At 58.0% G+C, this 21,554-nt stretch carries 27 protein-coding genes; 22 read left to right on the top strand and 5 right to left on the bottom strand.

What is annotated here, in order from left to right; translation table 11 throughout:
• Positions 1-2: 2 nt before the first annotated feature.
• The 20 genes from rpsQ (at position 3) to bfr (ending at position 11,208) form a co-directional block, all read left to right on the top strand.
• Positions 3-269, top strand: a complete 267-nt coding sequence (rpsQ, locus tag Q8O96_RS26815; protein ID WP_003194644.1) for a 30S ribosomal protein S17 — start codon at positions 3-5, stop codon at positions 267-269.
• Positions 270-292: 23 nt separating this feature from the next.
• Positions 293-661: a 50S ribosomal protein L14 gene (gene rplN, locus Q8O96_RS26810; RefSeq protein WP_002555479.1), complete on the top strand. Its 369-nt coding sequence runs from the start codon at positions 293-295 to the stop codon at positions 659-661.
• An 11-nt stretch (positions 662-672) separates the two neighbouring features.
• A complete protein-coding gene (gene rplX / locus Q8O96_RS26805) occupies positions 673-987 on the top strand; it encodes a 50S ribosomal protein L24 (protein WP_007896770.1) in 315 nt (104 codons plus the stop codon).
• A 20-nt stretch (positions 988-1,007) separates the two neighbouring features.
• Entirely contained in the window at positions 1,008-1,547 is a 540-nt protein-coding gene (gene rplE / locus Q8O96_RS26800; protein WP_003210069.1) for a 50S ribosomal protein L5, read from the top strand.
• 13 nt (positions 1,548-1,560) lie between these two features.
• Entirely contained in the window at positions 1,561-1,866 is a 306-nt protein-coding gene (rpsN, locus tag Q8O96_RS26795) for a 30S ribosomal protein S14 (protein ID WP_003228726.1), read from the top strand.
• Between the two features lie 207 nt (positions 1,867-2,073).
• The gene (gene rpsH / locus Q8O96_RS26790) at positions 2,074-2,466 is read left to right on the top strand and encodes a 30S ribosomal protein S8 (protein WP_011063773.1); all 393 of its coding nucleotides are present in this window, start codon (positions 2,074-2,076) and stop codon (positions 2,464-2,466) included.
• Positions 2,467-2,478: 12 nt separating this feature from the next.
• A complete protein-coding gene (rplF, locus tag Q8O96_RS26785; RefSeq protein ID WP_025129400.1) occupies positions 2,479-3,012 on the top strand; it encodes a 50S ribosomal protein L6 in 534 nt (177 codons plus the stop codon).
• A 10-nt stretch (positions 3,013-3,022) separates the two neighbouring features.
• Positions 3,023-3,373 carry a 50S ribosomal protein L18 gene (gene rplR, locus Q8O96_RS26780; protein ID WP_003186037.1) on the top strand — a complete coding sequence of 117 codons (351 nt, stop codon included), beginning with the start codon at positions 3,023-3,025 and terminating at the stop codon, positions 3,371-3,373.
• A gap of 3 nt (positions 3,374-3,376) precedes the next feature.
• Complete coding sequence (gene rpsE / locus Q8O96_RS26775; protein WP_007924184.1) at positions 3,377-3,877, top strand: 30S ribosomal protein S5; 501 nt, start codon at positions 3,377-3,379, stop codon at positions 3,875-3,877.
• Positions 3,878-3,879: 2 nt separating this feature from the next.
• On the top strand, positions 3,880-4,056 hold the full coding sequence (gene rpmD, locus Q8O96_RS26770; protein WP_003176408.1) for a 50S ribosomal protein L30: 177 nt from the start codon (positions 3,880-3,882) through the stop codon (positions 4,054-4,056).
• Positions 4,057-4,059: 3 nt separating this feature from the next.
• Positions 4,060-4,494: a 50S ribosomal protein L15 gene (rplO, locus tag Q8O96_RS26765; protein ID WP_007924183.1), complete on the top strand. Its 435-nt coding sequence runs from the start codon at positions 4,060-4,062 to the stop codon at positions 4,492-4,494.
• On the top strand, positions 4,495-5,823 hold the full coding sequence (secY, locus tag Q8O96_RS26760) for a preprotein translocase subunit SecY (RefSeq protein WP_007924182.1): 1,329 nt from the start codon (positions 4,495-4,497) through the stop codon (positions 5,821-5,823).
• Positions 5,824-5,847: 24 nt separating this feature from the next.
• Entirely contained in the window at positions 5,848-5,964 is a 117-nt protein-coding gene (gene rpmJ, locus Q8O96_RS26755; RefSeq protein ID WP_002555468.1) for a 50S ribosomal protein L36, read from the top strand.
• A 130-nt stretch (positions 5,965-6,094) separates the two neighbouring features.
• Positions 6,095-6,451 (top strand): 30S ribosomal protein S13, encoded by a 357-nt coding sequence (gene rpsM / locus Q8O96_RS26750; RefSeq protein ID WP_003186020.1) that lies wholly within the window; start codon positions 6,095-6,097, stop codon positions 6,449-6,451.
• A 30-nt stretch (positions 6,452-6,481) separates the two neighbouring features.
• The gene (rpsK, locus tag Q8O96_RS26745) at positions 6,482-6,871 is read left to right on the top strand and encodes a 30S ribosomal protein S11 (RefSeq protein WP_007924177.1); all 390 of its coding nucleotides are present in this window, start codon (positions 6,482-6,484) and stop codon (positions 6,869-6,871) included.
• Positions 6,872-6,889: 18 nt separating this feature from the next.
• Complete coding sequence (gene rpsD, locus Q8O96_RS26740) at positions 6,890-7,510, top strand: 30S ribosomal protein S4 (protein ID WP_011063772.1); 621 nt, start codon at positions 6,890-6,892, stop codon at positions 7,508-7,510.
• Between the two features lie 22 nt (positions 7,511-7,532).
• Positions 7,533-8,534 (top strand): DNA-directed RNA polymerase subunit alpha, encoded by a 1,002-nt coding sequence (gene rpoA / locus Q8O96_RS26735; protein ID WP_007970428.1) that lies wholly within the window; start codon positions 7,533-7,535, stop codon positions 8,532-8,534.
• Between the two features lie 42 nt (positions 8,535-8,576).
• Entirely contained in the window at positions 8,577-8,963 is a 387-nt protein-coding gene (rplQ, locus tag Q8O96_RS26730) for a 50S ribosomal protein L17 (protein ID WP_007924175.1), read from the top strand.
• 176 nt (positions 8,964-9,139) lie between these two features.
• On the top strand, positions 9,140-10,588 hold the full coding sequence (locus tag Q8O96_RS26725; protein WP_102865261.1) for a catalase: 1,449 nt from the start codon (positions 9,140-9,142) through the stop codon (positions 10,586-10,588).
• 155 nt (positions 10,589-10,743) lie between these two features.
• On the top strand, positions 10,744-11,208 hold the full coding sequence (gene bfr / locus Q8O96_RS26720) for a bacterioferritin (RefSeq protein ID WP_025129396.1): 465 nt from the start codon (positions 10,744-10,746) through the stop codon (positions 11,206-11,208).
• 117 nt (positions 11,209-11,325) lie between these two features.
• Here the strand turns inward: bfr and uvrA are convergent, their stop codons facing one another.
• On the bottom strand, positions 11,326-14,160 hold the full coding sequence (gene uvrA / locus Q8O96_RS26715; RefSeq protein WP_305949742.1) for an excinuclease ABC subunit UvrA: 2,835 nt from the start codon (positions 14,158-14,160) through the stop codon (positions 11,326-11,328).
• A 177-nt stretch (positions 14,161-14,337) separates the two neighbouring features.
• On the opposite strand from uvrA, the gene Q8O96_RS26710 reads away from it, so the two are divergent.
• Both Q8O96_RS26710 and Q8O96_RS26705 read left to right on the top strand, forming a co-directional pair.
• A complete protein-coding gene (locus Q8O96_RS26710; RefSeq protein WP_102865263.1) occupies positions 14,338-15,732 on the top strand; it encodes an MFS transporter in 1,395 nt (464 codons plus the stop codon).
• A gap of 9 nt (positions 15,733-15,741) precedes the next feature.
• Positions 15,742-16,251, top strand: coding sequence for a single-stranded DNA-binding protein (locus Q8O96_RS26705; protein WP_011063767.1), 510 nt, complete (start codon positions 15,742-15,744; stop codon positions 16,249-16,251).
• A 96-nt stretch (positions 16,252-16,347) separates the two neighbouring features.
• On the opposite strand, the gene Q8O96_RS26700 is transcribed toward Q8O96_RS26705, so the two are convergent.
• From Q8O96_RS26700 to Q8O96_RS26685, 4 genes are read right to left on the bottom strand one after another with little or no spacing between them, the layout of a single operon-like run.
• Entirely contained in the window at positions 16,348-17,400 is a 1,053-nt protein-coding gene (locus Q8O96_RS26700; RefSeq protein ID WP_305949741.1) for a hypothetical protein, read from the bottom strand.
• A gap of 14 nt (positions 17,401-17,414) precedes the next feature.
• Positions 17,415-19,241, bottom strand: a complete 1,827-nt coding sequence (locus tag Q8O96_RS26695) for a hypothetical protein (protein ID WP_115581044.1) — start codon at positions 19,239-19,241, stop codon at positions 17,415-17,417.
• A 3-nt stretch (positions 19,242-19,244) separates the two neighbouring features.
• Complete coding sequence (locus tag Q8O96_RS26690) at positions 19,245-20,531, bottom strand: hypothetical protein (RefSeq protein ID WP_102865266.1); 1,287 nt, start codon at positions 20,529-20,531, stop codon at positions 19,245-19,247.
• Positions 20,532-20,544: 13 nt separating this feature from the next.
• On the bottom strand, positions 20,545-21,492 hold the full coding sequence (locus tag Q8O96_RS26685; protein WP_305949740.1) for a hypothetical protein: 948 nt from the start codon (positions 21,490-21,492) through the stop codon (positions 20,545-20,547).
• Between the last annotated feature and the right edge of the window lie 62 nt (positions 21,493-21,554).

Below are 21,554 nucleotides of genomic sequence, written 5' to 3'. Positions count from 1 at the left end.
TCATGGCTGAAGCCGAAAAAACTGTCCGTACGCTGACTGGCCGTGTTGTCAGCGACAAGATGGACAAGACCATCACCGTTCTGATCGAGCGTCGCGTTAAGCACCCTATCTACGGTAAATACGTTAAGCGTTCGACTAAGCTGCACGCGCACGACGAAACCAATCAGTGCCACATCGGCGACAAAGTCACTATTCGTGAAACTCGTCCGATGGCCAAGACCAAGTCTTGGGCTCTGGTTGATGTTCTCGAACGCGCTGTGGAAGTCTAAGGGCTAGGGGTCGGAGAAATTATATGATTCAGACTCAATCCATGCTCGATGTGGCCGATAACAGCGGCGCTCGCCGCGTTATGTGCATCAAGGTGCTGGGTGGCTCCCATCGTCGTTACGCTGGTATCGGTGACATCATCAAAGTTACCGTCAAGGAAGCAATTCCTCGCGGTAAGGTGAAAAAAGGCCAAGTGATGACTGCAGTTGTAGTCCGCACTCGCCATGGTGTTCGTCGTGCTGACGGCTCCATCATCCGCTTTGATGGCAACGCTGCTGTTCTGTTGAACAACAAGCAAGAGCCGATCGGCACCCGTATCTTTGGGCCAGTGACCCGTGAACTTCGTACTGAGAAGTTCATGAAGATCGTCTCGCTCGCCCCAGAAGTGCTGTAAGGAGATCCGACATGCAAAAGATTCGTCGTGACGACGAGATCATCGTGATCGCCGGCAAAGACAAAGGTAAGCGCGGTAAGGTGCTTAAAGTTCTGGCTGATGACCGTCTGGTTGTCGGTGGCCTGAACCTGGTCAAGCGTCATACCAAGCCTAACCCGATGTCGGGCGTACAGGGCGGTATCGTCGAGAAAGAAGCGCCACTGCACGCTTCCAACGTCGCCATTTTCAACGGCGAAACCAACAAGGCTGACCGCGTTGGTTTCAAAGTAGAAGACGGCAAAAAAATTCGTGTCTTCAAGTCGACCCAAAAAGCGGTTGATGCTTGAACACTGCTAGGTAGAAGACCATGGCACGACTAAAAGAGATTTACCGGAAGGAAATCGCTCCGAAACTTAAGGAAGAACTTAAGCTTTCGAACGTGATGGAAGTTCCGCGCGTTACCAAAATCACCCTGAACATGGGTCTGGGCGAAGCAATCGGCGACAAAAAAGTCATCGAGCATGCTGTTGCTGACCTGGAAAAGATCACCGGCCAGAAAGTCGTTGTGACCTACGCTCGTAAATCCATCGCTGGCTTCAAAGTCCGCGAAGGATGGCCGATCGGCGTCAAAGTGACCCTGCGCCGTGAGCGTATGTACGAGTTCCTGGATCGTCTGCTGTCGATCTCCCTGCCTCGGGTTCGCGACTTCCGCGGCCTGAATGCCAAGTCCTTCGATGGTCGTGGTAATTACAGCATGGGCGTGAAAGAGCAGATCATTTTCCCGGAAATCGATTACGACAAGATCGATGCTCTCCGCGGTCTGGACATTACCCTGACCACCACTGCTAAGAACGATGATGAAGGCCGCGCTCTGCTGCGTGCTTTCAAATTCCCGTTCCGCAACTGATTGGAGTAGGAAAATGGCCAAGAAGAGCATGAAGAACCGTGAGCTGAAGCGTCAGCTCACTGTTGCCAAGTACGCCACCAAGCGTGCAGCGCTGAAAGCTATCATCGTGGATCTGAACGCAAGTCCAGAAGCACGTTGGGAAGCTACCGTAGCGCTGCAGAAGCAGCCACGTGACGCAAGCGCCTCGCGCATGCGTAACCGCTGCCGCCTGACTGGTCGTCCGCACGGCGTTTACCGCAAGTTCGGCCTTGGCCGTAACAAGCTGCGTGAAGCTGCAATGCGTGGTGACGTACCAGGTCTGGTTAAAGCCAGCTGGTAATAGCTATCAAAGTCGCGGTGGTTGGGGTCGTAAGATCCCGATCACCGGTGGCCTTGAATCTGAATCAAGCCCCTTTTGGGGCTTGATTCATTTCTGGGGTGTGTCTAGAATGACCGGCTCGCCTGAGCCCGTGTTTTTTGCCCGGAATTTCTCGGCGACAGTTGTAGCCGCAAGGCTAATTCTTTTTGTATCAGGAGCATCTAGCCCATGAGTATGCAGGACCCGTTAGCGGACATGCTAACTCGAATCCGTAATGCCCAGATGGCTGAAAAGTCCGTCGTAAGCATGCCGTCTTCCACGCTGAAGGTGGCTGTAGCAAAAGTCCTGAAGGACGAAGGTTACATCGCGGGTTATCAGATCAGCAGCGAAATCAAACCTCTGCTGTCCATCGAGCTGAAATACTTCGAAGGCCGTCCGGTCATCGAGGAAGTGAAGCGCGTTAGCCGTCCAGGCCTGCGTCAGTACAAGTCCGTTGAAGAACTGCCGAAAGTACGTGGCGGCCTTGGCGTGTCTATCGTCTCCACCAACAAAGGTGTGATGACTGATCGTGCTGCGCGCGCTGCCGGTGTCGGCGGCGAAGTTCTTTGCACTGTGTTCTAAGGGGGGATAAGCATGTCTCGCGTCGCTAAGAACCCCGTTAAGCTGCCAGCTGGTGTCGAAGTTAAATTCGCCGGCCAACAGCTTTCGGTGAAGGGTGCCAAGGGCACTCTCGAACTGAACGTTCACTCGTCCGTTGAAATTGTTGAGGAAGCTGGTGAGCTGCGTTTCGCTGCTCGCAATGGCGACCAACAAACTCGTGCAATGGCCGGTACCACTCGTGCTCTGGTAAACAACATGGTCCAAGGCGTTAGCCAAGGCTTCGAGCGTAAGCTCCAGCTGGTCGGTGTTGGTTACAAGGCACAAGCAAAAGGCACAGTGCTGAACCTGGCCCTCGGCTTCTCGCATCCAGTGGATTACGAACTGCCGGAAGGCATCACCGCTGAGACTCCTAGCCAGACCGATATCCTGATCAAGGGCATCGATAAGCAGCTGGTAGGTCAAGTGGCCGCTGAGATCCGCGACTTCCGTCCACCAGAGCCTTACAAAGGTAAAGGTGTGCGCTACGCGGACGAAGTCGTCCGTCGTAAAGAAGCCAAGAAGAAGTAGGGCATAGCAAATGACCGACAAAAAAGTTACTCGACTGCGTCGCGCTCGCAAAGCACGCCTGAAAATGCACGAACTCGAAGTCGTGCGTCTCTGCGTGTTCCGCTCTTCGCAGCACATCTACGCCCAGGTCATTTCGGCCGACGGCAACAAAGTCTTGGCGAGTGCCTCGACTTTGGATAAAGAACTGCGTGATGGCGCCACTGGCAACATCGACGCGGCCACTAAGGTTGGCCAGCTGGTCGCTACGCGTGCAAAAGCCGCTGGCGTCTCGCAGGTGGCTTTCGACCGCTCTGGCTTCAAGTACCACGGCCGCGTCAAGGCGCTGGCTGATGCTGCTCGTGAAGCTGGGCTGGAGTTCTAAGTTATGTCAAATAACGACCAAAAGCGCGACGAAGGCTACATCGAGAAGCTGGTTCAAGTTAACCGCGTAGCCAAAACCGTTAAAGGCGGCCGTATCTTCACTTTCACCGCGTTGACCGTGGTTGGTGATGGTAAGGGCCGTGTTGGCTTCGGCCGTGGCAAGTCGCGTGAAGTGCCTGCTGCGATCCAGAAGGCAATGGAAGCTGCTCGCCGCAACATGATCCAAGTTGATCTGAACGGCACCACTCTGCAGTACGCTATGAAGTCCGCTCATGGCGCTTCCAAGGTGTACATGCAGCCTGCTTCTGAAGGTACCGGTATCATCGCTGGCGGCGCTATGCGTGCTGTCCTCGAAGTTGCTGGTGTTCAGAACGTTCTGGCCAAGTGCTACGGCTCGACTAACCCAGTAAACGTGGTTCATGCCACTTTCAAAGGTTTGAAGGCTATGCAGTCCCCTGAATCCATTGCCGCCAAGCGTGGCAAAAGCGTCCAGGAGATCATCTGATCATGGCTACCGTTAAAGTAACGCTGATCAAAAGCATGACCGGCCGTATCCCTAACCACAAACTGTGCGTTAAGGGTCTGGGCCTGCGTCGCATCGGTCACACTGTAGAAGTCCAAGATACTCCCGAGAACCGCGGGATGATCAACAAGGCTTACTACATGCTGCGTGTCGAGGGTTAATCGATGAAACTCAATGATCTGAGTCCAGCGCCGGGTTCCCGTCGCGAAAAGCATCGTCCGGGCCGTGGTATCGGTAGTGGTTTGGGTAAGACTGGTGGCCGTGGTCACAAAGGTCAGACTTCCCGCTCCGGTGGCACCATCGCTCCAGGCTTTGAAGGCGGTCAACAGCCGCTGCATCGTCGCCTGCCGAAGTTCGGTTTCGTTTCCCTGAAAGCCATGGACCGCGCAGAAGTGCGTCTGTCCGAACTGGCCAAAGTGGAAGGCGACATCGTTACCGTGCAGTCCCTGAAAGATGCCAACGTGATTAACCAGAACGTTCAGCGTGTGAAAATCATGCTGTCCGGCGAAGTTACTCGCGCTGTGACCATCAAGGGTATCGCAGCCACCAAAGGTGCGCGTGCGGCTATCGAAGCAGCTGGCGGCAAGTTCGAGGAATAAATGGCTAAGCAAGGTGCTCTCTCTGCGCTCGGCAAAGGCGGTATGTCTGAACTCTGGGCTCGTCTGCGTTTTCTGTTCCTGGCGATTATCGTCTACCGAATAGGCGCACACATCCCGGTTCCAGGTATCAACCCGGACCGACTCGCAGACCTGTTTCGACAGAATGAGGGGACCATTCTTAGCTTGTTCAACATGTTTTCCGGCGGCGCGCTGGAGCGGATGAGCATTTTTGCACTGGGGATCATGCCGTACATCTCGGCTTCGATCATCATGCAACTTATGACAGCCGTCAGTCCGCAGTTGGAGCAGTTGAAGAAGGAAGGTGAAGCTGGCCGTCGCAAGATCAGCCAGTACACCCGCTACGGCACTGTCGTCCTAGCTCTGGTTCAGGCCATCGGCATGTCCGTTGGTCTGGCAGGGCAGGGCGTTGCGTTCACTGGTGACTTTGGCTTCCATTTCGTCGCGGTATCCACGTTTGTGGCTGGTGCGATGTTCATGATGTGGCTGGGTGAGCAGATTACTGAGCGTGGTGTTGGCAACGGTATCTCGATGTTGATTTTCGCAGGTATCGTCGCCGGTCTTCCGAGAGCGATCGGGCAGTCTTTCGAGTCTGCGCGTCAGGGTGATATCAACATTTTTGCCTTGGTTGCGATCGGTTTGCTGGCAGTAGCGATTATCGGTTTTGTGGTGTTCATTGAGCGTGGCCAGCGTCGTATTGCTGTTCACTACGCCAAGCGTCAGCAGGGCCGCAAGGTTTTTGCTGCGCAGACCAGCCACTTGCCGCTGAAAGTGAATATGGCCGGTGTAATTCCTGCTATCTTCGCGAGCAGCATTTTGCTGTTTCCGGCTTCGTTGGGTGCCTGGTTCGGTCAGTCTGAAGGTATGGGCTGGTTGCAGGACATCTCGCAGTCGATCGCTCCTGGTCAGCCGTTGAATATTCTGCTGTTTAGTGCAGGGATTATTTTCTTCTGCTTCTTCTATACGGCGTTGATGTTCAATCCGAAAGACGTAGCGGAAAACCTGAAGAAGTCCGGTGCCTTTATTCCGGGCATCCGTCCAGGTGAGCAGTCGGCGCGCTACATTGATGGCGTTCTGACCCGCTTGACCATGTTCGGTGCTCTATATATGACGGCCGTGTGTCTGTTGCCCCAGTTCCTGGTGGTTGCTGCAAACGTTCCGTTCTACCTTGGCGGGACCTCGTTGCTGATCGTGGTCGTGGTTGTTATGGACTTTATGTCGCAAGTACAATCGCACCTCGTTTCCCACCAGTACGAATCCCTGATGAAGAAAGCCAACCTGAAGGGTTACGGCAGCGGCATGCTGCGCTAATCCATAAGGTTCGAGGAGTTGGTGATGAAAGTTCGTGCATCGGTGAAAAAGCTGTGCCGTAACTGCAAGATTATTCGCCGCGAAGGTGTTGTTCGAGTAATTTGCAGCGCGGAACCGCGTCACAAACAGCGCCAAGGCTGAGTGTGATTGTGCTTCAAGCCCGGCAGCTAGTGCGCTGCCGGGTTGATTATTTGTTATTACAGCGATATTATCTCGCGCCCTATTTCTTGGCTTCCGGGGCGTAGGTAGCTGTCAATTGGAGTCCCACTGAATGGCCCGTATTGCAGGCGTTAACATTCCAGATAACAAGCATACTGTTATCTCGCTGACCTACATCTATGGTGTTGGTCGCACTACTGCGCAGAAAATCTGTGCGGTGACTGGGGTCAACCCAGCTGCGAAGATCAAGGATCTGAGCGACGAGCAAATTGAACAGCTGCGTGGCGAAGTGGCGAAGTTCACCACTGAAGGTGACCTGCGTCGCGAAATCAACATGAAAATCAAACGCTTGATGGATCTGGGCTGCTACCGCGGTCTGCGCCATCGTCGTGGTCTTCCAGTGCGCGGTCAGCGTACCAAGACCAACGCGCGTACTCGCAAAGGTCCGCGTAAGCCGATCCGCAAGTAATCGCACCAGCGAATCGACAGGAATTTAGTCATGGCAAAACCTGCTGCTCGTCCTCGTAAAAAGATTAAAAAGACAGTGGTTGATGGCATCGCCCACATCCACGCGTCTTTCAACAACACCATCGTGACCATTACCGACCGTCAAGGTAACGCTCTTTCCTGGGCAACCTCCGGTGGTTCGGGTTTCCGCGGTTCTCGCAAGTCCACCCCGTTCGCTGCTCAAGTAGCTGCCGAGCGTGCTGGTCAAGCTGCGCTGGAATATGGCCTGAAGAACCTCGACGTTAACGTCAAGGGCCCAGGTCCAGGTCGTGAATCCGCAGTCCGCGCTTTGAACGGCTGTGGCTACAAGATCGCCAGCATCACCGACGTGACGCCAATCCCGCACAACGGGTGCCGTCCGCCGAAGAAGCGCCGCGTGTAATCCAGGAGATTGTAAAGAATGGCTCGTTACATTGGTCCAAAATGCAAACTGGCTCGTCGCGAAGGCACCGATCTCTTCCTGAAGAGCGGCGTGCGCGCTATCGAATCCAAGTGCAACATCGAAGCAGCTCCTGGCATCCACGGCCAGCGTCGTGGTCGTCAATCCGACTACGGTACTCAGCTGCGTGAAAAGCAAAAAGTTCGTCGTATCTACGGCGTGCTCGAGCGTCAATTCAGCGGCTACTACAAACAAGCAGCTGGCAAGAAGGGCGCAACCGGCGAAAACCTGTTGCAACTGCTCGAATGCCGTCTGGACAACGTTGTATACCGCATGGGCTTCGGTTCTACTCGTGCCGAATCCCGTCAGCTGGTATCGCACAAGTCGATCAGCGTAAACGGTCAGACCGTTAACGTTCCGTCCTACCAGGTTCGTGCTGGTGACGTGGTTGCTGTTCGCGAGAAAGCAAAAAATCAACTTCGCATTGTCCAAGCTCTCGATCTGTGTGCTCAACGTGGCCGCGTAGAATGGGTAGAAGTAGACACTGAGAAGAAGTCGGGCGTTTTCAAGAACGTTCCAGCTCGCAGTGATCTGTCCGCCGACATCAACGAAAGCCTGATTGTCGAGCTCTACTCCAAGTAAGGGCTAGAAAATAGGTGCATCCATGCAGATTTCGGTAAATGAGTTCCTGACACCCCGCCACATTGATGTGCAGGTTGTCAGTCCAACCCGCGCCAAGATCACCCTCGAGCCTCTCGAGCGTGGTTTTGGCCACACCCTGGGCAACGCGCTGCGCCGCATCCTGTTGTCCTCAATGCCCGGCTGTGCAGTAGTCGAGGCCGAGATTGACGGTGTGCTCCACGAGTACAGCGCCATCGAAGGTGTACAGGAAGACGTAATTGAAATCCTGTTGAACCTTAAAGGTCTGGCTATCAAGCTGCACGGCCGTGACGAAGTTACGCTGACCTTGTCGAAGAAGGGTTCGGGGGTGGTTACCGCTGCCGATATTCAGCTGGATCATGATGTCGAGATCGTTAACCCCGATCACGTAATCGCTAACCTGGCGTCTAACGGCGCCCTGAACATGAAGCTCGTAGTAGCTCGTGGTCGTGGTTATGAACCGGCCGACTCGCGTCAGAGCGATGAAGACGAAAGCCGCAGCATTGGTCGCTTGCAGCTTGATTCTTCGTTCAGCCCGGTTCGCCGTATCGCATACGTGGTGGAAAACGCCCGTGTCGAGCAGCGTACTAACCTGGACAAGCTGGTTATTGATCTGGAAACCAACGGTACTCTGGATCCTGAAGAGGCTATCCGTCGTGCTGCAACCATTCTGCAACAGCAGTTGGCTGCGTTCGTCGACCTCAAAGGTGACAGTGAGCCAGTGGTAGTCGAGCAGGAAGACGAGATCGATCCGATCCTGCTTCGCCCGGTTGACGATCTGGAACTGACTGTACGTTCGGCTAACTGCCTTAAGGCGGAAAACATTTACTACATCGGCGACCTGATTCAGCGTACCGAAGTAGAACTGTTGAAGACTCCGAACCTGGGCAAGAAATCCTTGACCGAAATCAAGGACGTTCTGGCCTCCCGCGGTCTGTCCCTCGGCATGCGCCTCGACAACTGGCCGCCTGCAAGTCTTAAGAAGGACGACAAGGCGACTGCCTGATCGTCGTAATCACCGAACGTTGTGTTTGGTAAGGAATGAACCATGCGTCATCGTAAAAGTGGGCGTCACCTGAGCCGCACCAGCTCGCACCGCAAGGCCATGTTCCAGAACATGGCGGTGTCGCTGTTCGAGCACGAGCTGATCAAAACTACACTGCCGAAAGCTAAAGAACTGCGCCGCGTTGCCGAGCCGCTGATCACTTTGGCCAAGACAGACAGCCTGGCTAACCGCCGTCTGGCTTTCGACCGTACTCGTTCGAAAGCTATCGTTGGTAAGCTCTTCAACGACCTGGGCAAGCGTTACGCTACCCGTGAGGGTGGCTACCTGCGCATCCTCAAGTGCGGTTTCCGCGCTGGCGACAACGCTCCTATGGCGTACGTTGAACTGGTTGATCGTGCTGTCGGCGGTGAAGCTGTATCCGCTGAGTAAGACGTCAGTCTGAAACAAGGAACCGGGCCTAGTGCCCGGTTTTTTGTATCTGTATGTATTAGATATTTCTATCGTTAGCTAATGTGTAATGCATTGGATCTTGTAACACTGCTGGTCAATACTCTTCGTCAGCCGATTAGCCGGCAGTTTCACAGACTGACAGAGGAAGATTGTGCATGAGCCAGACCAAAACTCTTACTACCGCTAGTGGCGCTCCTGTCGCTGATAACCAGAATTCCCGTTCCGCCGGCCCTCGTGGCCCGCTGCTTCTCGACGATTTTCACCTGATCGAAAAACTCGCCCATTTCAATCGCGAGAATATCCCTGAGCGTCGCGTGCACGCCAAGGGCTCGGGTGCCTACGGCACTTTCACGGTCTCTCGCGACATCACCCAATACACCAGTGCCAAGTTGTTTGAAGCGGTTGGCAAGAAAACTCCGACCTTCCTGCGTTTCTCTACAGTAGGCGGCGAGCGTGGTTCGGCTGACACCGAGCGCGATCCCCGCGGCTTTGCCCTTAAGTTCTACACCGAAGAAGGCAACTGGGACATCGTGGGTAACAACACCCCGGTCTTCTTCATTCGTGACCCGCTGAAGTTTCCCGATTTCATCCACACCCAGAAGCGCCTTCCTCAGAGCAACCTGAAAAGTGCTCAGATGATGTGGGACTTCTGGTCGCATTCGCCTGAGGCGCTGCACCAGGTAACCATTCTGTTTTCCGATCGGGGCATTCCAGACGGTTACCGTCATATGCACGGCTTTGGCAGTCACACCTACAGCCTGATCAACGCCAAGGGCGAGCGGCACTGGGTCAAGTGGCACTACAAGACCAAGCAGGGCATCAAGAATCTGGCGCCGGCAGAGGCTGCACGTCTGGCGGGTACCGATCCGGATTACGCTCAGCGCGACCTGTTCAACGCGATCGAGCGCGGCGACTTTCCGAAGTGGAGCGTGTGCATCCAGATCATGACTGAGGCGCAAGCCGCGGCGCACTATGAGAACCCGTTCGATGTGACCAAGACCTGGTCGCAGAAGGAGTTCCCGTTGATCGAGGTTGGCGAGTTGGAGTTGAACCGCAATCCGCTGAACTACTTCGCTGAGGTCGAACAGGCCGCTTTCGGACCAAGCAACATGGTGCCAGGGGTCGGGCTTTCTCCAGATCGCATGCTGCAGGGCCGGGTGTTTGCTTACGCCGATGCTCACCGTTATCGCGTTGGTACCAATCACCAGCAACTGCCAGTGAATGCGCCGCTGAGCCCGGTGAACAGCTATCAGCGCGACGGCTCCATGGCTTTCGGAAGCAATGGCGGTGCTGCGCCGAACTACGAGCCCAACAGCTACAGCGATGCGCCTAAGCAGGCTCCACGCTACGCAGAACCGCCCCTTGCCCTTAGCGGTGGCGCAGACCGCTACGATCATCGCGAAGACACCGACTATTACAGTCATGCAGGAGCTCTGTTCCGCTTGATGAATGATGAGCAGAAGGCTCTGTTGATCAACAACATTGCCGGTGCCATGACTGGAGTGACTGCTGATGTGGTTGATCGTCAGCTGCAACATTTCTATAAGGCTGACCCGGCTTACGGCGAGGGTATTGCCAAGGCTTTGGGTGTATCGCTCAAGTAAGTCTAAATAAGAAGCAGAACCGCCCTCATTTGGGCGGTTTTTGCGTTATTTATACTGCTTTTCTCAGATAATCTTCACTTTTTCGGTTATTTCTAAGTGACCTGCAAGTCAGCTTGGTTCACACTATCGACTTTCAAGCAGGGAGATGTAGGGCGATGCAAGGTCACCCGGACGTAATCGATTACCTCAACACGTTGCTGACGGGCGAACTGGCAGCACGCGACCAATATTTCATCCACTCGCGGATGTACGAAGACTGGGGCTTTACCAAGCTCTACGAGCGTATCAACCACGAAATGGAAGAAGAGGCGCAACACGCCGATGCCCTGATGCGCCGCATTCTGATGCTCGAAGGCACGCCGCGCATGCGTCCTGACGATCTCGACACCGGGACCACGGTGCCGGACATGCTGGCCAGCGACTTGCGCCTTGAATACAAGGTTCGCGCTGCGCTGTGCAAAGGCATCGAGCTGTGTGAACTGCACAAGGACTACGTCAGCCGCGACATTCTGCGTATCCAGTTGGCAGATACCGAGGAGGATCACACCTACTGGCTGGAGAAGCAGTTGGGCCTGATCAAATCCATCGGGCTGGAGAACTACCTGCAGTCGCAGTTCTGACTGCATAAGGCGTGGATACCGGTTCGTGAGCAAGCTCGCTCCTACGGTAGATGCGTCAAGCCTGAGATGTAAAAAAGCCCCTGTCACCGTGAGATGACAGGGGCTTTTTCATGGGGCTCAGGCTCGATCGCGGGTTAGCAGCGGCTTGAGGTAGTGCCCGGTGTGGGACTGCGGCATTTCCGCTACCTGTTCCGGGGTGCCGACGGCGATGATCTGGCCGCCTTTGGAGCCGCCTTCCGGCCCCAGGTCCACCAGCCAGTCGGCCGTTTTGATCACATCCAGGTTGTGCTCGATCACTACCACTGTGTTGCCGTGATCACGCAGGCGGTGCAGGACGTCCAGCAATTGCTGGATATCCGCGAAGTGCAACCCAGTGGTCGGTTCATCGAGGATATACAGGGTCTTGCCAGTGTCACGCTTGGACAGCTCGCGTGACAGCTTGACCCGTTGAGCCTCGCCGCCAGACAGCGTGGTAGCCGACTGACCGAGCTTGATGTAGGACAGGCCCACATCCATCAGGGTCTGCAGCTTACGCGCCAGGGCCGGGACGGGAGCGAAGAATTCGCGGGCCTCCTCGATGGTCATTTCCAGCACCTCGTGGATGCTCTTGCCCTTGTACTTGATCTCCAGCGTCTCGCGGTTGTAGCGCTTGCTCTTGCACACATCGCAGGGCACGTAGATGTCCGGCAGGAAGTGCATCTCGACCTTGATCAAGCCATCGCCCTGGCAGGCTTCGCAGCGTCCACCCTTGACGTTGAAGGAGAAGCGTCCAGGCCCGTAGCCTCGGGAACGGGACTCAGGAACCCCAGCGAACAACTCGCGGATCGGCGTAAACAGCCCGGTGTAAGTGGCTGGGTTGGAGCGCGGAGTACGACCGATCGGGCTCTGATCGATATCCACGACCTTATCCAGGTGCTGCAGACCATTGATGCTGTCGTGAGGCGCTGCTTCCAGGGTCGTGGCACCGTTCAATGCTGTGGCGCTCAATGGAAACAGGGTGTTGTTGATCAGCGTCGACTTGCCCGAGCCGGAAACCCCGGTCACGCAGGTCAGCAGGCCGATGGGAATTTCCAGGTCGACATTGCGCAGGTTGTTGCCGCGAGCGCCCTTGAGTGTCAGGGACAGCTTCTTGTTGCGCGGCGTACGTTTGGCCGGCACCACGATCTTCACCCGGCCCGACAAGTACTTGCCGGTCAACGAGTCCGGGTGCGCCATGACTTCAGCAGCCGTGCCTTCGGCGACGATATGGCCACCGTGCACACCGGCGCCCGGGCCGATATCCACCACATAGTCGGCCAGGCGGATAGCGTCTTCGTCGTGTTCAACCACGATTACGGTGTTGCCAATATCCCGCAGGTGTTTCAGGGTCCCCAGCAGCCGATCATTGTCCCGCTGGTGCAGGCCAATGGATGGTTCGTCGAGGATGTACATGACCCCCACCAGGCCGGCACCGATCTGGCTGGCCAGGCGAATACGCTGGGCTTCGCCGCCGGACAGGGTATCGGCGCTGCGATCCAGGGTGAGGTAGTCGAGCCCGACGTTCACCAAGAACTGCAGGCGCTCGCGGATCTCCTTGAGGATCTTGTCGGCAATCTCACCACGGCGTCCGGTGAGTTTCAGCGTACCGAAGTAGTTCGTGGCATCGCCGATGGGCAGGCTGGTGACCGCCGGCAGGGTCTTCTCGCCGACCCAGACATGGCGAGCCTCGCGACGCAGGCGCGTGCCACGGCAATCCGGACAGGGCTGGGTGCTGAGGAACTTGGCCAGCTCTTCACGGACGGTGGCCGATTCGGTCTCCCGATAGCGCCGTTCCAGGTTCGGCACTATGCCTTCGAAGGGGTGGGAGCGCTTGACGATGTCGCCCCGGTCGTTGAGGTACTTGAAGTCGACGTTCTGGGTGCCACTGCCGTGCAGGATGACCTTCTGCTGATCCGCCGGCAGTTGGTTGAACGGTACTTCCAGGCTGAAGCCGTAATGAGAGGCCAGTGAACCGAGCATCTGGAAGTAATAGACGTTGCGGCGGTCCCAGCCGCGAATCGCCCCTTCGGCCAAGGTCAGTTCGCCATTGACCAGGCGCTTGATGTCGAAGAACTGCTTGACCCCCAGACCGTCGCAGGTAGGACAAGCGCCGGCGGGGTTGTTGAAGGAGAACAGCTTGGGTTCCAGTTCGCTGATGGCATGACCGCAAATCGGGCAGGCGAAACGGGCGGAGAAGATCATCTCTTCCCCCGGCTCGTCGTCCATCGGCGCTACCAGGGCAATCCCGTCCGCCAGTTTCAGCGCGGTTTCAAAGGACTCTGCTAGACGCTGCTGCAGATCGCCACGCACCTTGAAGCGGTCGACCACTACATCGATGGAATGCTTCTTCTGTTTATCCAGCTTCGGCAACTCGTCCAGTTCAAACAGCTTGCCGTTGACCCGGGCCCGCACGAAGCCCTGGGCCCGCAGCTCTTCAAAGACCGAGAGGTGTTCGCCCTTGCGCTCACGAATGACCGGGGCCAGCAGCATCAGCTTGCTGCCTTCGGGCTGCGCCAGCACCAGGTCGACCATCTGGCTGACGGTCTGGGCTTCCAGCGGAATGTCGTGGTCCGGGCAGCGCGGGGTGCCCACGCGGGCATAGAGCAGGCGCAGGTAATCGTAGATTTCGGTAATGGTGCCGACGGTGGAGCGCGGGTTATGAGAGGTGGATTTCTGTTCGATGGATATCGCCGGCGACAGCCCTTCAATGGTGTCGACATCGGGCTTTTCCATCATCGACAGGAACTGTCGGGCGTAAGCCGACAGCGATTCGACATAGCGGCGCTGGCCTTCGGCATAAAGCGTGTCGAAAGCCAGGGACGACTTGCCGGACCCAGACAGCCCGGTGATGACGATCAACTTGTCCCGCGGCAGGGTCAGGTCGATGTTCTTCAGGTTGTGGGTGCGGGCCCCACGAATCAGAATCTTGTCCAAAAGTGGCCTCGATCGGCGGGCGTAAAGGCAGGAGTATAAAACCAAACACTGGATGGATGCACACTATCATGCGGTGCTTTTTTGCTCGCTGTTGGGGCTGCGCGGCAAAGCGTCGCCATATACCCCCTCAATCGATCGGACTGGTAGAATCGCCGCCGGTTCACATGAGGTTTATCCATGCACGATCCCCACAGCGAACGCATGAGTGGCAGCGAGACCCGCGCAGCGAGCGGTCTGGCCCTGGTGTTCGCCTTCCGTATGCTTGGCATGTTTATGGTACTGCCGGTCCTGGCGACCTATGGAATGGATCTCGCAGGAGCGACCCCGGCTCTGATCGGCTTGGCGATTGGCGCCTATGGTCTGACCCAGGCGGTTTTCCAGATTCCCTTCGGCATCATTTCCGACCGTATCGGTCGTCGCCCAGTGATTTACCTGGGGTTGATCGTGTTCGCCCTGGGCAGCGTGCTGGCGGCCAATGCCGATTCGATCTGGGGCGTGATCGCCGGACGAATCCTGCAAGGTGCCGGGGCGATTTCCGCCGCAGTGATGGCGCTGCTTTCGGACCTGACCCGCGAGCAGCACCGGACCAAGGCCATGGCCATGATCGGCATGACCATCGGCCTGTCCTTTGCCGTGGCCATGGTGGTCGGTCCGCTGCTGACCCGCAGCTTTGGTCTGTCGGGGCTGTTCCTGGCCACGGGGGCCATGGCCCTGGTGGGCATCCTGATCGTTGCTTTCATGGTCCCGCGCTCCACCGGCCCGTTGCAGCACCGCGAGTCCGGCGTGGCGCGCCAAGCGCTGATCCCGACCCTCAAGCATCCCGATCTGCTGCGCCTGGATCTTGGTATCTTCGTGTTGCACGCCATGCTGATGTCGAGCTTCGTCGCCTTGCCCCTGGCACTGGTGGAAAAGGCCGGTTTGCCCAAGGAACAGCACTGGTGGGTCTACCTCACCGCGTTGCTGATTTCCTTCTTCGCCATGATCCCGTTCATCATCTATGGCGAGAAAAAACGCAAGATGAAACGAGTTCTGCTCGGCGCGGTCAGTACGCTGCTGCTCACCGAGCTATTCTTCTGGGAGTTCGGCGACAGTTTGCGGGCGCTGGTGATCGGCACCGTGGTGTTCTTCACCGCATTCAACCTGCTGGAGGCGTCGTTGCCGTCGCTGATCAGCAAGGTCTCGCCGGCAGGCGGCAAGGGCACGGCGATGGGGGTGTATTCCACTAGCCAGTTCCTCGGTTCGGCACTGGGCGGCATCCTCGGCGGCTGGTTGTTCCAGCATGGCGGTTTGTCGGTTGTGTTCCTTGGATGCGCAGGTCTGGCTGCACTCTGGTTGGGCTTTGCTGTTACCATGCGCGAGCCTCCATATGTGACGAGCCTGCGCTTGCCGTTATCGCCTGAAGCGATCCGCGAAGCTGGTCTGGTTGAGCGCCTGAAAGCCGTCGCTGGAGTAACAGATGCCGTGGTGGTGGCCGAAGAGGCTGCCATTTACATCAAATTGGACACCGAATTATTGGATCGCGCGACGCTCGAGCAGTTGGTCAACTCAGCGCCGTCGCCGCGCGAAGCCTAGGAGAACGTTATGGCCCGTGGGGTTAACAAAGTCATATTGGTCGGTACTTGCGGCCAGGATCCCGAAGTTCGCTATCTGCCTAACGGTAACGCCGTGACCAACCTGAGTCTGGCCACCAGCGAACAGTGGACCGACAAGCAGACCGGTCAGAAGGTCGAGCGCACCGAGTGGCACCGTGTTTCGATGTTCGGCAAGGTCGCTGAGATTGCCGGTGAGTACCTGCGCAAGGGTTCCCAGGTCTACATCGAGGGCAAACTGCAGACTCGCGAGTGGGAAAAAGACGGCATCAAGCGCTACACCACCGAGATCATTGTCGACATGCAAGGCACCATGCAGCTGCTGGGTGGCCGTCCACAGGGCGACCAGCAAGGCCAGGGCGGCATGTCCAACTCGGCACCGCGTCCTCAGCAGTCCCGTCCTGCTCCGCAGCCACAGCGTGAGTCGCGTCCGGCGCCACAGCAGGCCGCTCCGCAGCCGGCACCGGATTTCGACAGCTTCGATGACGATATTCCGTTCTGATTGCTCCCTCGAGCATTCAGTATCGATGAGAAAGGGGCCCCGTACAGGGCCCCTTTTTTATGCCGGACTGTTTCCTTTCAGGCGCTGGGATTGGGCTCAAAGTTGCACTCGGCGCAATCGACCGCTCAGGGCAACCACCTGATGATCCGGTGTGGGAATCGGCCGTCCACTGAGGCCCATGCCTTCGCTCACCAGCACCGCCCCCTCGACGCAGCACAGATTGGACGGTGTATCCAGTTCGTTGGCGAGCACTTGCACACTGCGTTGCTGCAGGTCGCAGCGCAGCAGCCGTCCACTGAAGCGGGCAAAGCCGCCGTGCAAGGTCTCGCCGGACCAGTCGGGCTGCAGGGGCTGCAACAGCCGGTCGCACAGTTCCAGCACCAGAATCCGCTCCTGCGGGTCAAGCGCCAGCCCGGTGGGCAATTGCAGCCCGCGAATCAGTACCTCGATCCTGCCACTCTCGGGCCAGACCCGGATTACCTGGCCCGCCTTGTCGGCGAAGTCGATGCCCTTTCGCGCCGGGTCACTGTGCAGCTCGCCAGAGAACAGGCTGATCAGCACCGCGTCGGTCTGTGGCTCATGCACCAGGGTCACGGGTACGGCTTCCTGGCCCTGATCCAGGTCGGGCAGTTGGGCCAGGATCTGCTCCTCACCCTGAGTGAACTCCACCAACTGGTTGGTATCGGGCTTGACCGCCAGCCAGCTCTGGCGCGCGGGGTGATAGCACAATGAGTTGAGGTTGCCGTGGCTGTGGAACAGCGGCTCGGGCGGGCTGTATTGCAGGTCCAGAAGCTTGGAACCGGCGACGTAATCGGTCTGGCTGGCCAGGTAGCGCCCGGTACCGAAGGCAATGTCCGACAGCCCCATGATTTCATCGCGCAGCATCCGCGACTGCATGTTCATCGAGCGAAAACCCTTGGCCAGAACCTCGGGTGGCAGGTAGGTGCCGGGGGCGTGAGGATCTGGTCGCAGGCGACTGATGCGACCGCTGAACGCTTGGTCCGGCAGGCCTGAGCCAGCTTCTACCAGCAGCAGGCTGCCATCGTTTTCCACGCAGATACCGCGAGGGTTGAGCAGCCCCTGGGCGATGATGTTGCTTGAGCGCAGCAACTGTTCCGGCTGGGCGGGAATGTGTAAAGCAACGGGCATGGTCTTCTCCTTGTTCAAGGTTGCCAGGGCGTGCCGTTGAGATAGGCGGTCAGCAGGGAGCGCTGGCTCGGCGACATCGAACGCACCACGGACATGTACAAGGTGGTGTTCTGGTACTCGGGGGATATCCGGGCCAGGATCGCCTGTTTGTAACCCATCACCGCGTCGGGTTGATTGAGCTGGATGTAGCGCGACATGGCAGGGAAGGCCAGGTAATGAAAGCGCAGCACGTTTTGAAACGCCTGCTCCCAGGTGACGATGCTGCCGGTTGGAATGCCGAAGTCGCTCCAGGCGTACTTGCGGAAGTTGCTGAAGCTCTGGGTCAGAGGGTTGTTGTCGATGGTGTAGGTCAGTGTGGTGAAACCGGCCTGGGTATTGGAACCGGCGACGGGGACGACGTTGAAGCTCACCGAAGGTTGACCAGCCGGTACCGTTACCGAGTTCGGAAGCTCCAGGAAGTTCCAGTAGCGATTGGCTTGATAGACGGCGGTCGCCGAGGCGTCGATGCTGATTGGCGTATCTTCCTGTACCGGTGCTCCCAGGTAACGGACTTGCAAGGTGATCTGCACGCCGCTGCTGTCGGGGTCCAGGTAGGTGTTGCGCTGATCGCTGTAGACCCGATACGGGCATTCGGGAGCCGACAGCGCCGGGTTGCGGGTGGTCCCGGGGGCACTGATGCACAAGGGCGTGCTCTGCACCAACTGTGTCTGGGTCGAGTTGAGCGGCACGTCGATGATGCCGCCGTACCGGTAGTAGTCCTGCAGCAGCGGGTCGCTGGGCTCAAAGCTCGCCAGGGGCGTCGTTCCGGCCGCAATGGTGACGGTCCCGTAGTCGGCGTTGGGACCGATGGGGCTGGTGATGTCGTCGCGTACAGCCCTGAACGTCTGCTTGGGGATCAGGTTGACCATGTCGATGCTCAGTTGCCCGTTGGCAACCTCGGCATAGGCAACGCTGTTGATGTTCAGGTCTTTGTCGGCATTGATGATTTGCCGGCCCGGCGGACAGATTTGCGGCTCATCGGTAAACGCCGTGGCCAGGGTGCCGATGATTCGGCCGATGCTCGGGTTCGGGCTGAACTGGTTGGCGGCGTAGTCGGCGTTCAATTGCTCGGTAGTCAGGGTCGGACACATTTCGAACATCACGAAACGCAGCACGATCCCAGTCGCGTTAGGCGCTTCGATCAGGGCCCTGAGTCCGGCACTTTCCTTGTTGTAGCTGACGATGCTGCTCAGCGGAAAGGTCAGTTGAAAGGTGCCGCTGGCATGGAAGGAACCTGGTGAGTCCATGGTTGCCGGCTCCAGCACCCGAGTGTTGAGGTCGAAACTGCTGCACACGGTATCCCAGCGAATCAGTAGCTCAGGCGTGTTGCCGTTGCCGATCTGCAGGCCTCCGACAAAGATCTGGGTCGTGGTGCTGGCTGTGGGGTCCAGGTCGACCATCATCGGGCCGGAGTAGGGCCCTTGTCCGGTGCCGGGTGTAACGGAGCCGAGCAGGTAGACCGGTTGGCCGACCATATCCCCTTCCAACGCAATGTTGCCCGGGGTGCCTTGGGAACTGATCAACGCTTTGTGCAGTGTCACCACGTGTTCGCCATAGTGGTTCCAGCCGCCGGCCGTGTACCGGCTGTTGGGGCCGATTCTCGGGTCCGGGGCGTTGATCAGTTGGTACAGGTGCTCATCGCTGTAGGTCTTGGCCTGGTCCGCCACGGTCGAGGTGGTCAGGTCGAACAGCTCAAGGGACGTGGTGATGCCGTTGGGCAAGGTCGGCGAGTTGTTCGGCACGCTGACGTCGGTGGAGATACCGCCCCAGAAGTTCAGTCGGGGTCCATTCAATATGCTCATGTTCTATTCCTTATCCTTGGTGACGCTGCTGACCGGGGCTTGGGCGAATCTGAACAGGAAGGAGAAGTCGCTCTTGTACTGGCTGTTGAGCGGTGCCGCCATGGAGTGGCAGTTCATGCAGCTGCTGTTGGTCTGGATGTAGCTTTCCATGGTGACGTTGGCCGAAAGCGACGGCGTTGGCTGCCCCAACGGATTGCCGGGGTTGTCCGGCGACTGTGGGCGTTGGGTGGTGATCAACTGGTAGTACTTGAACACGCTCTGCTGTACCTGCGGATCGCTCTGGTACTGGGTATTGATCTGCTGGGTGACGTCCGTGATCGGGGTGACCCGGTTCAGCGGGTCAGGGGTGCTGAAGCTGCTACCGGGTTTGGGCGTACAGACCATCTTTCCCGCCTGTTGCTGCCATAGGCACGGGGACTGGTTGAGGCTTTCGGCGGGTGCCTTGGCGTTGAAGTAGGAGTAGAAAATCCCCGAGGCCGGTTGGTCCACCCAACGGCCCCCCAGCTGGGTCTTGGGCGGCACGTTGTCGACCTGCTCGAAGGTCGACCAGATCCACTGCGGGAACCCCTCCACCTTGCTGATGATGTGCAGCCCCACCAATCCCAAGTTGGCCTCGGTGGTGCCATTGGGCTGTCCCTGACTGTCGAACTGGGTGACCAGTGCCTTCATCGTCAGATAGCGGCTGCTGTCGTCGGCGCTGGTGAGGATGCGCCAGCTGCTCTTGATCTCGCCGGCGTTGTTGGGAAAGCCGATGTTCTTCGCGGCATCGACGACCACCGCGTTGTAGAAGTCGTTAGCGACGATGTAGTTGTAGGAGACCTCGTTGGCGGCGATGTCGTAGTAGGTCGGGTTGCCGCGCTGATCAATCAGCCAGCCGCCCACCGCCTGGTTGTCCGCTTGCACCACCTGAGTGTTCTTGACCGCGGCAATGTTGATCAGGCTGAGGTTTCTGCGGGGCAGTTGCGAGTTCCAGGGGCCCGGATTCTTGGCCCCGGGGAGGAAGGTCTCGCTGACGCTCTTGTAGGTCTGCCACACGGTATCGCCTGGGCTGCCCAGGGGCTTGCTGCAATCGGCCACTCCGCGCTGCCCCGCCTGGGCCGGCCAGTTCAGGTTGATGAACATCTGCCAGCTGTATTGATCGAAAGCCTGCTGCGAGGCGCCGGCGGCAGGCACCGTTGCTGTGGGTGGGCAGCTGGTTTGCGCCCCCGCTGCACTGGGTTGCAGGGCGCTGGCTTGCTGACTGCCCAGGCCAAGCAACAACAGGGCGGTGAAACGGCTCCAATGGTTCATGAGGCGGCTCCTGTCACTGCGGGGTGGGTGAAAGTTGGTTCCACTGTGGCCGTGCACCGTTCTTCAGCGATGGCGGTGGCGTGAAGAGCTGGCAGTCAGGCGGGTTGACCGGGCACATCTTCGCCACCTGGTCCCAGGTCTTGGCCGGGTCCGGCTTTGCATTGCTCCAGTTGCGGTAGTTCTGGCTGACGATGGGCGCGTTGGCGACGCTGGCATCACCGGAGAAATAGAACGACTGCGGATGTTGATAGGCCGGTTGGCCCGGCCCGTCGCTGGTGGCCTGCTTGTAGAAGGCATAGCCGAAGAGGATGGGTGGGCTGCCTTTGCCGGGTTTGAGCTCCAAGGCGTAGGCCTGCACGCTGCCGTCCAGATGCTGGCTGCGGGCGGCGCTGTAGGGCAGGTGCTTGATGAAGTCCCGGCGCGGCGGGTGGTTCATGGGCGAGAACAGGCAGCAGGCCGGCATGTCCTTAGGCCGGTCCTCGGGGTAGGTGAGGAAGTAGGCCTTGTTACCCAGGGAGACGAAGGAGCAGGTGTAGTTGTTGTCCTTGATCGGGAAGATCGGCAGGCAGTATTTCTCGTAGTGCTCCATCATCGCCCCGGAGCCGTCGCCGTCGGCCGGGACATAGTCATTGTCGTAGTAGCTGCTGCCCTGGGACACGGTGTAGTCGGCAGGTTGCAGGGTGCTGGGCGGGCTGCTGTAGGGCGGCGGGTTCTTATCGTAGTTGGCGGTGACCCGGTACATGGTCCAGTCACTGACCCAGGTTGCCGGATAGAGCGGATCGGTCGGCTCGCCGGCCTTGCGCTTGATCACGCAGTTGTTGTTCAGGGCGTCGCAGCCCTTGGTGTTGTGCACGCCCATGTTGAAGTAGACGTTGTCGGGGTATTTCTGGGCCCACAGTGTCTGGCTGGCGCACAGCAGGGTGGCGGCCAACAGCAGGCGCTTGAAGAAACTGGCGTTCATCTGACTCTCCTTTGCAAAGCCGGGCGACCCAGGTCGCCCGGTGTTCCAGTGCATGGCCGTTG

The organism is Pseudomonas sp. LPH60, from assembly GCF_030718165.1.
GTDB classification, from domain to species: Bacteria; Pseudomonadota; Gammaproteobacteria; order Pseudomonadales; family Pseudomonadaceae; genus Aquipseudomonas; species Aquipseudomonas danubii.
This window is presented reverse-complemented; position numbering and strand designations above follow the sequence as displayed.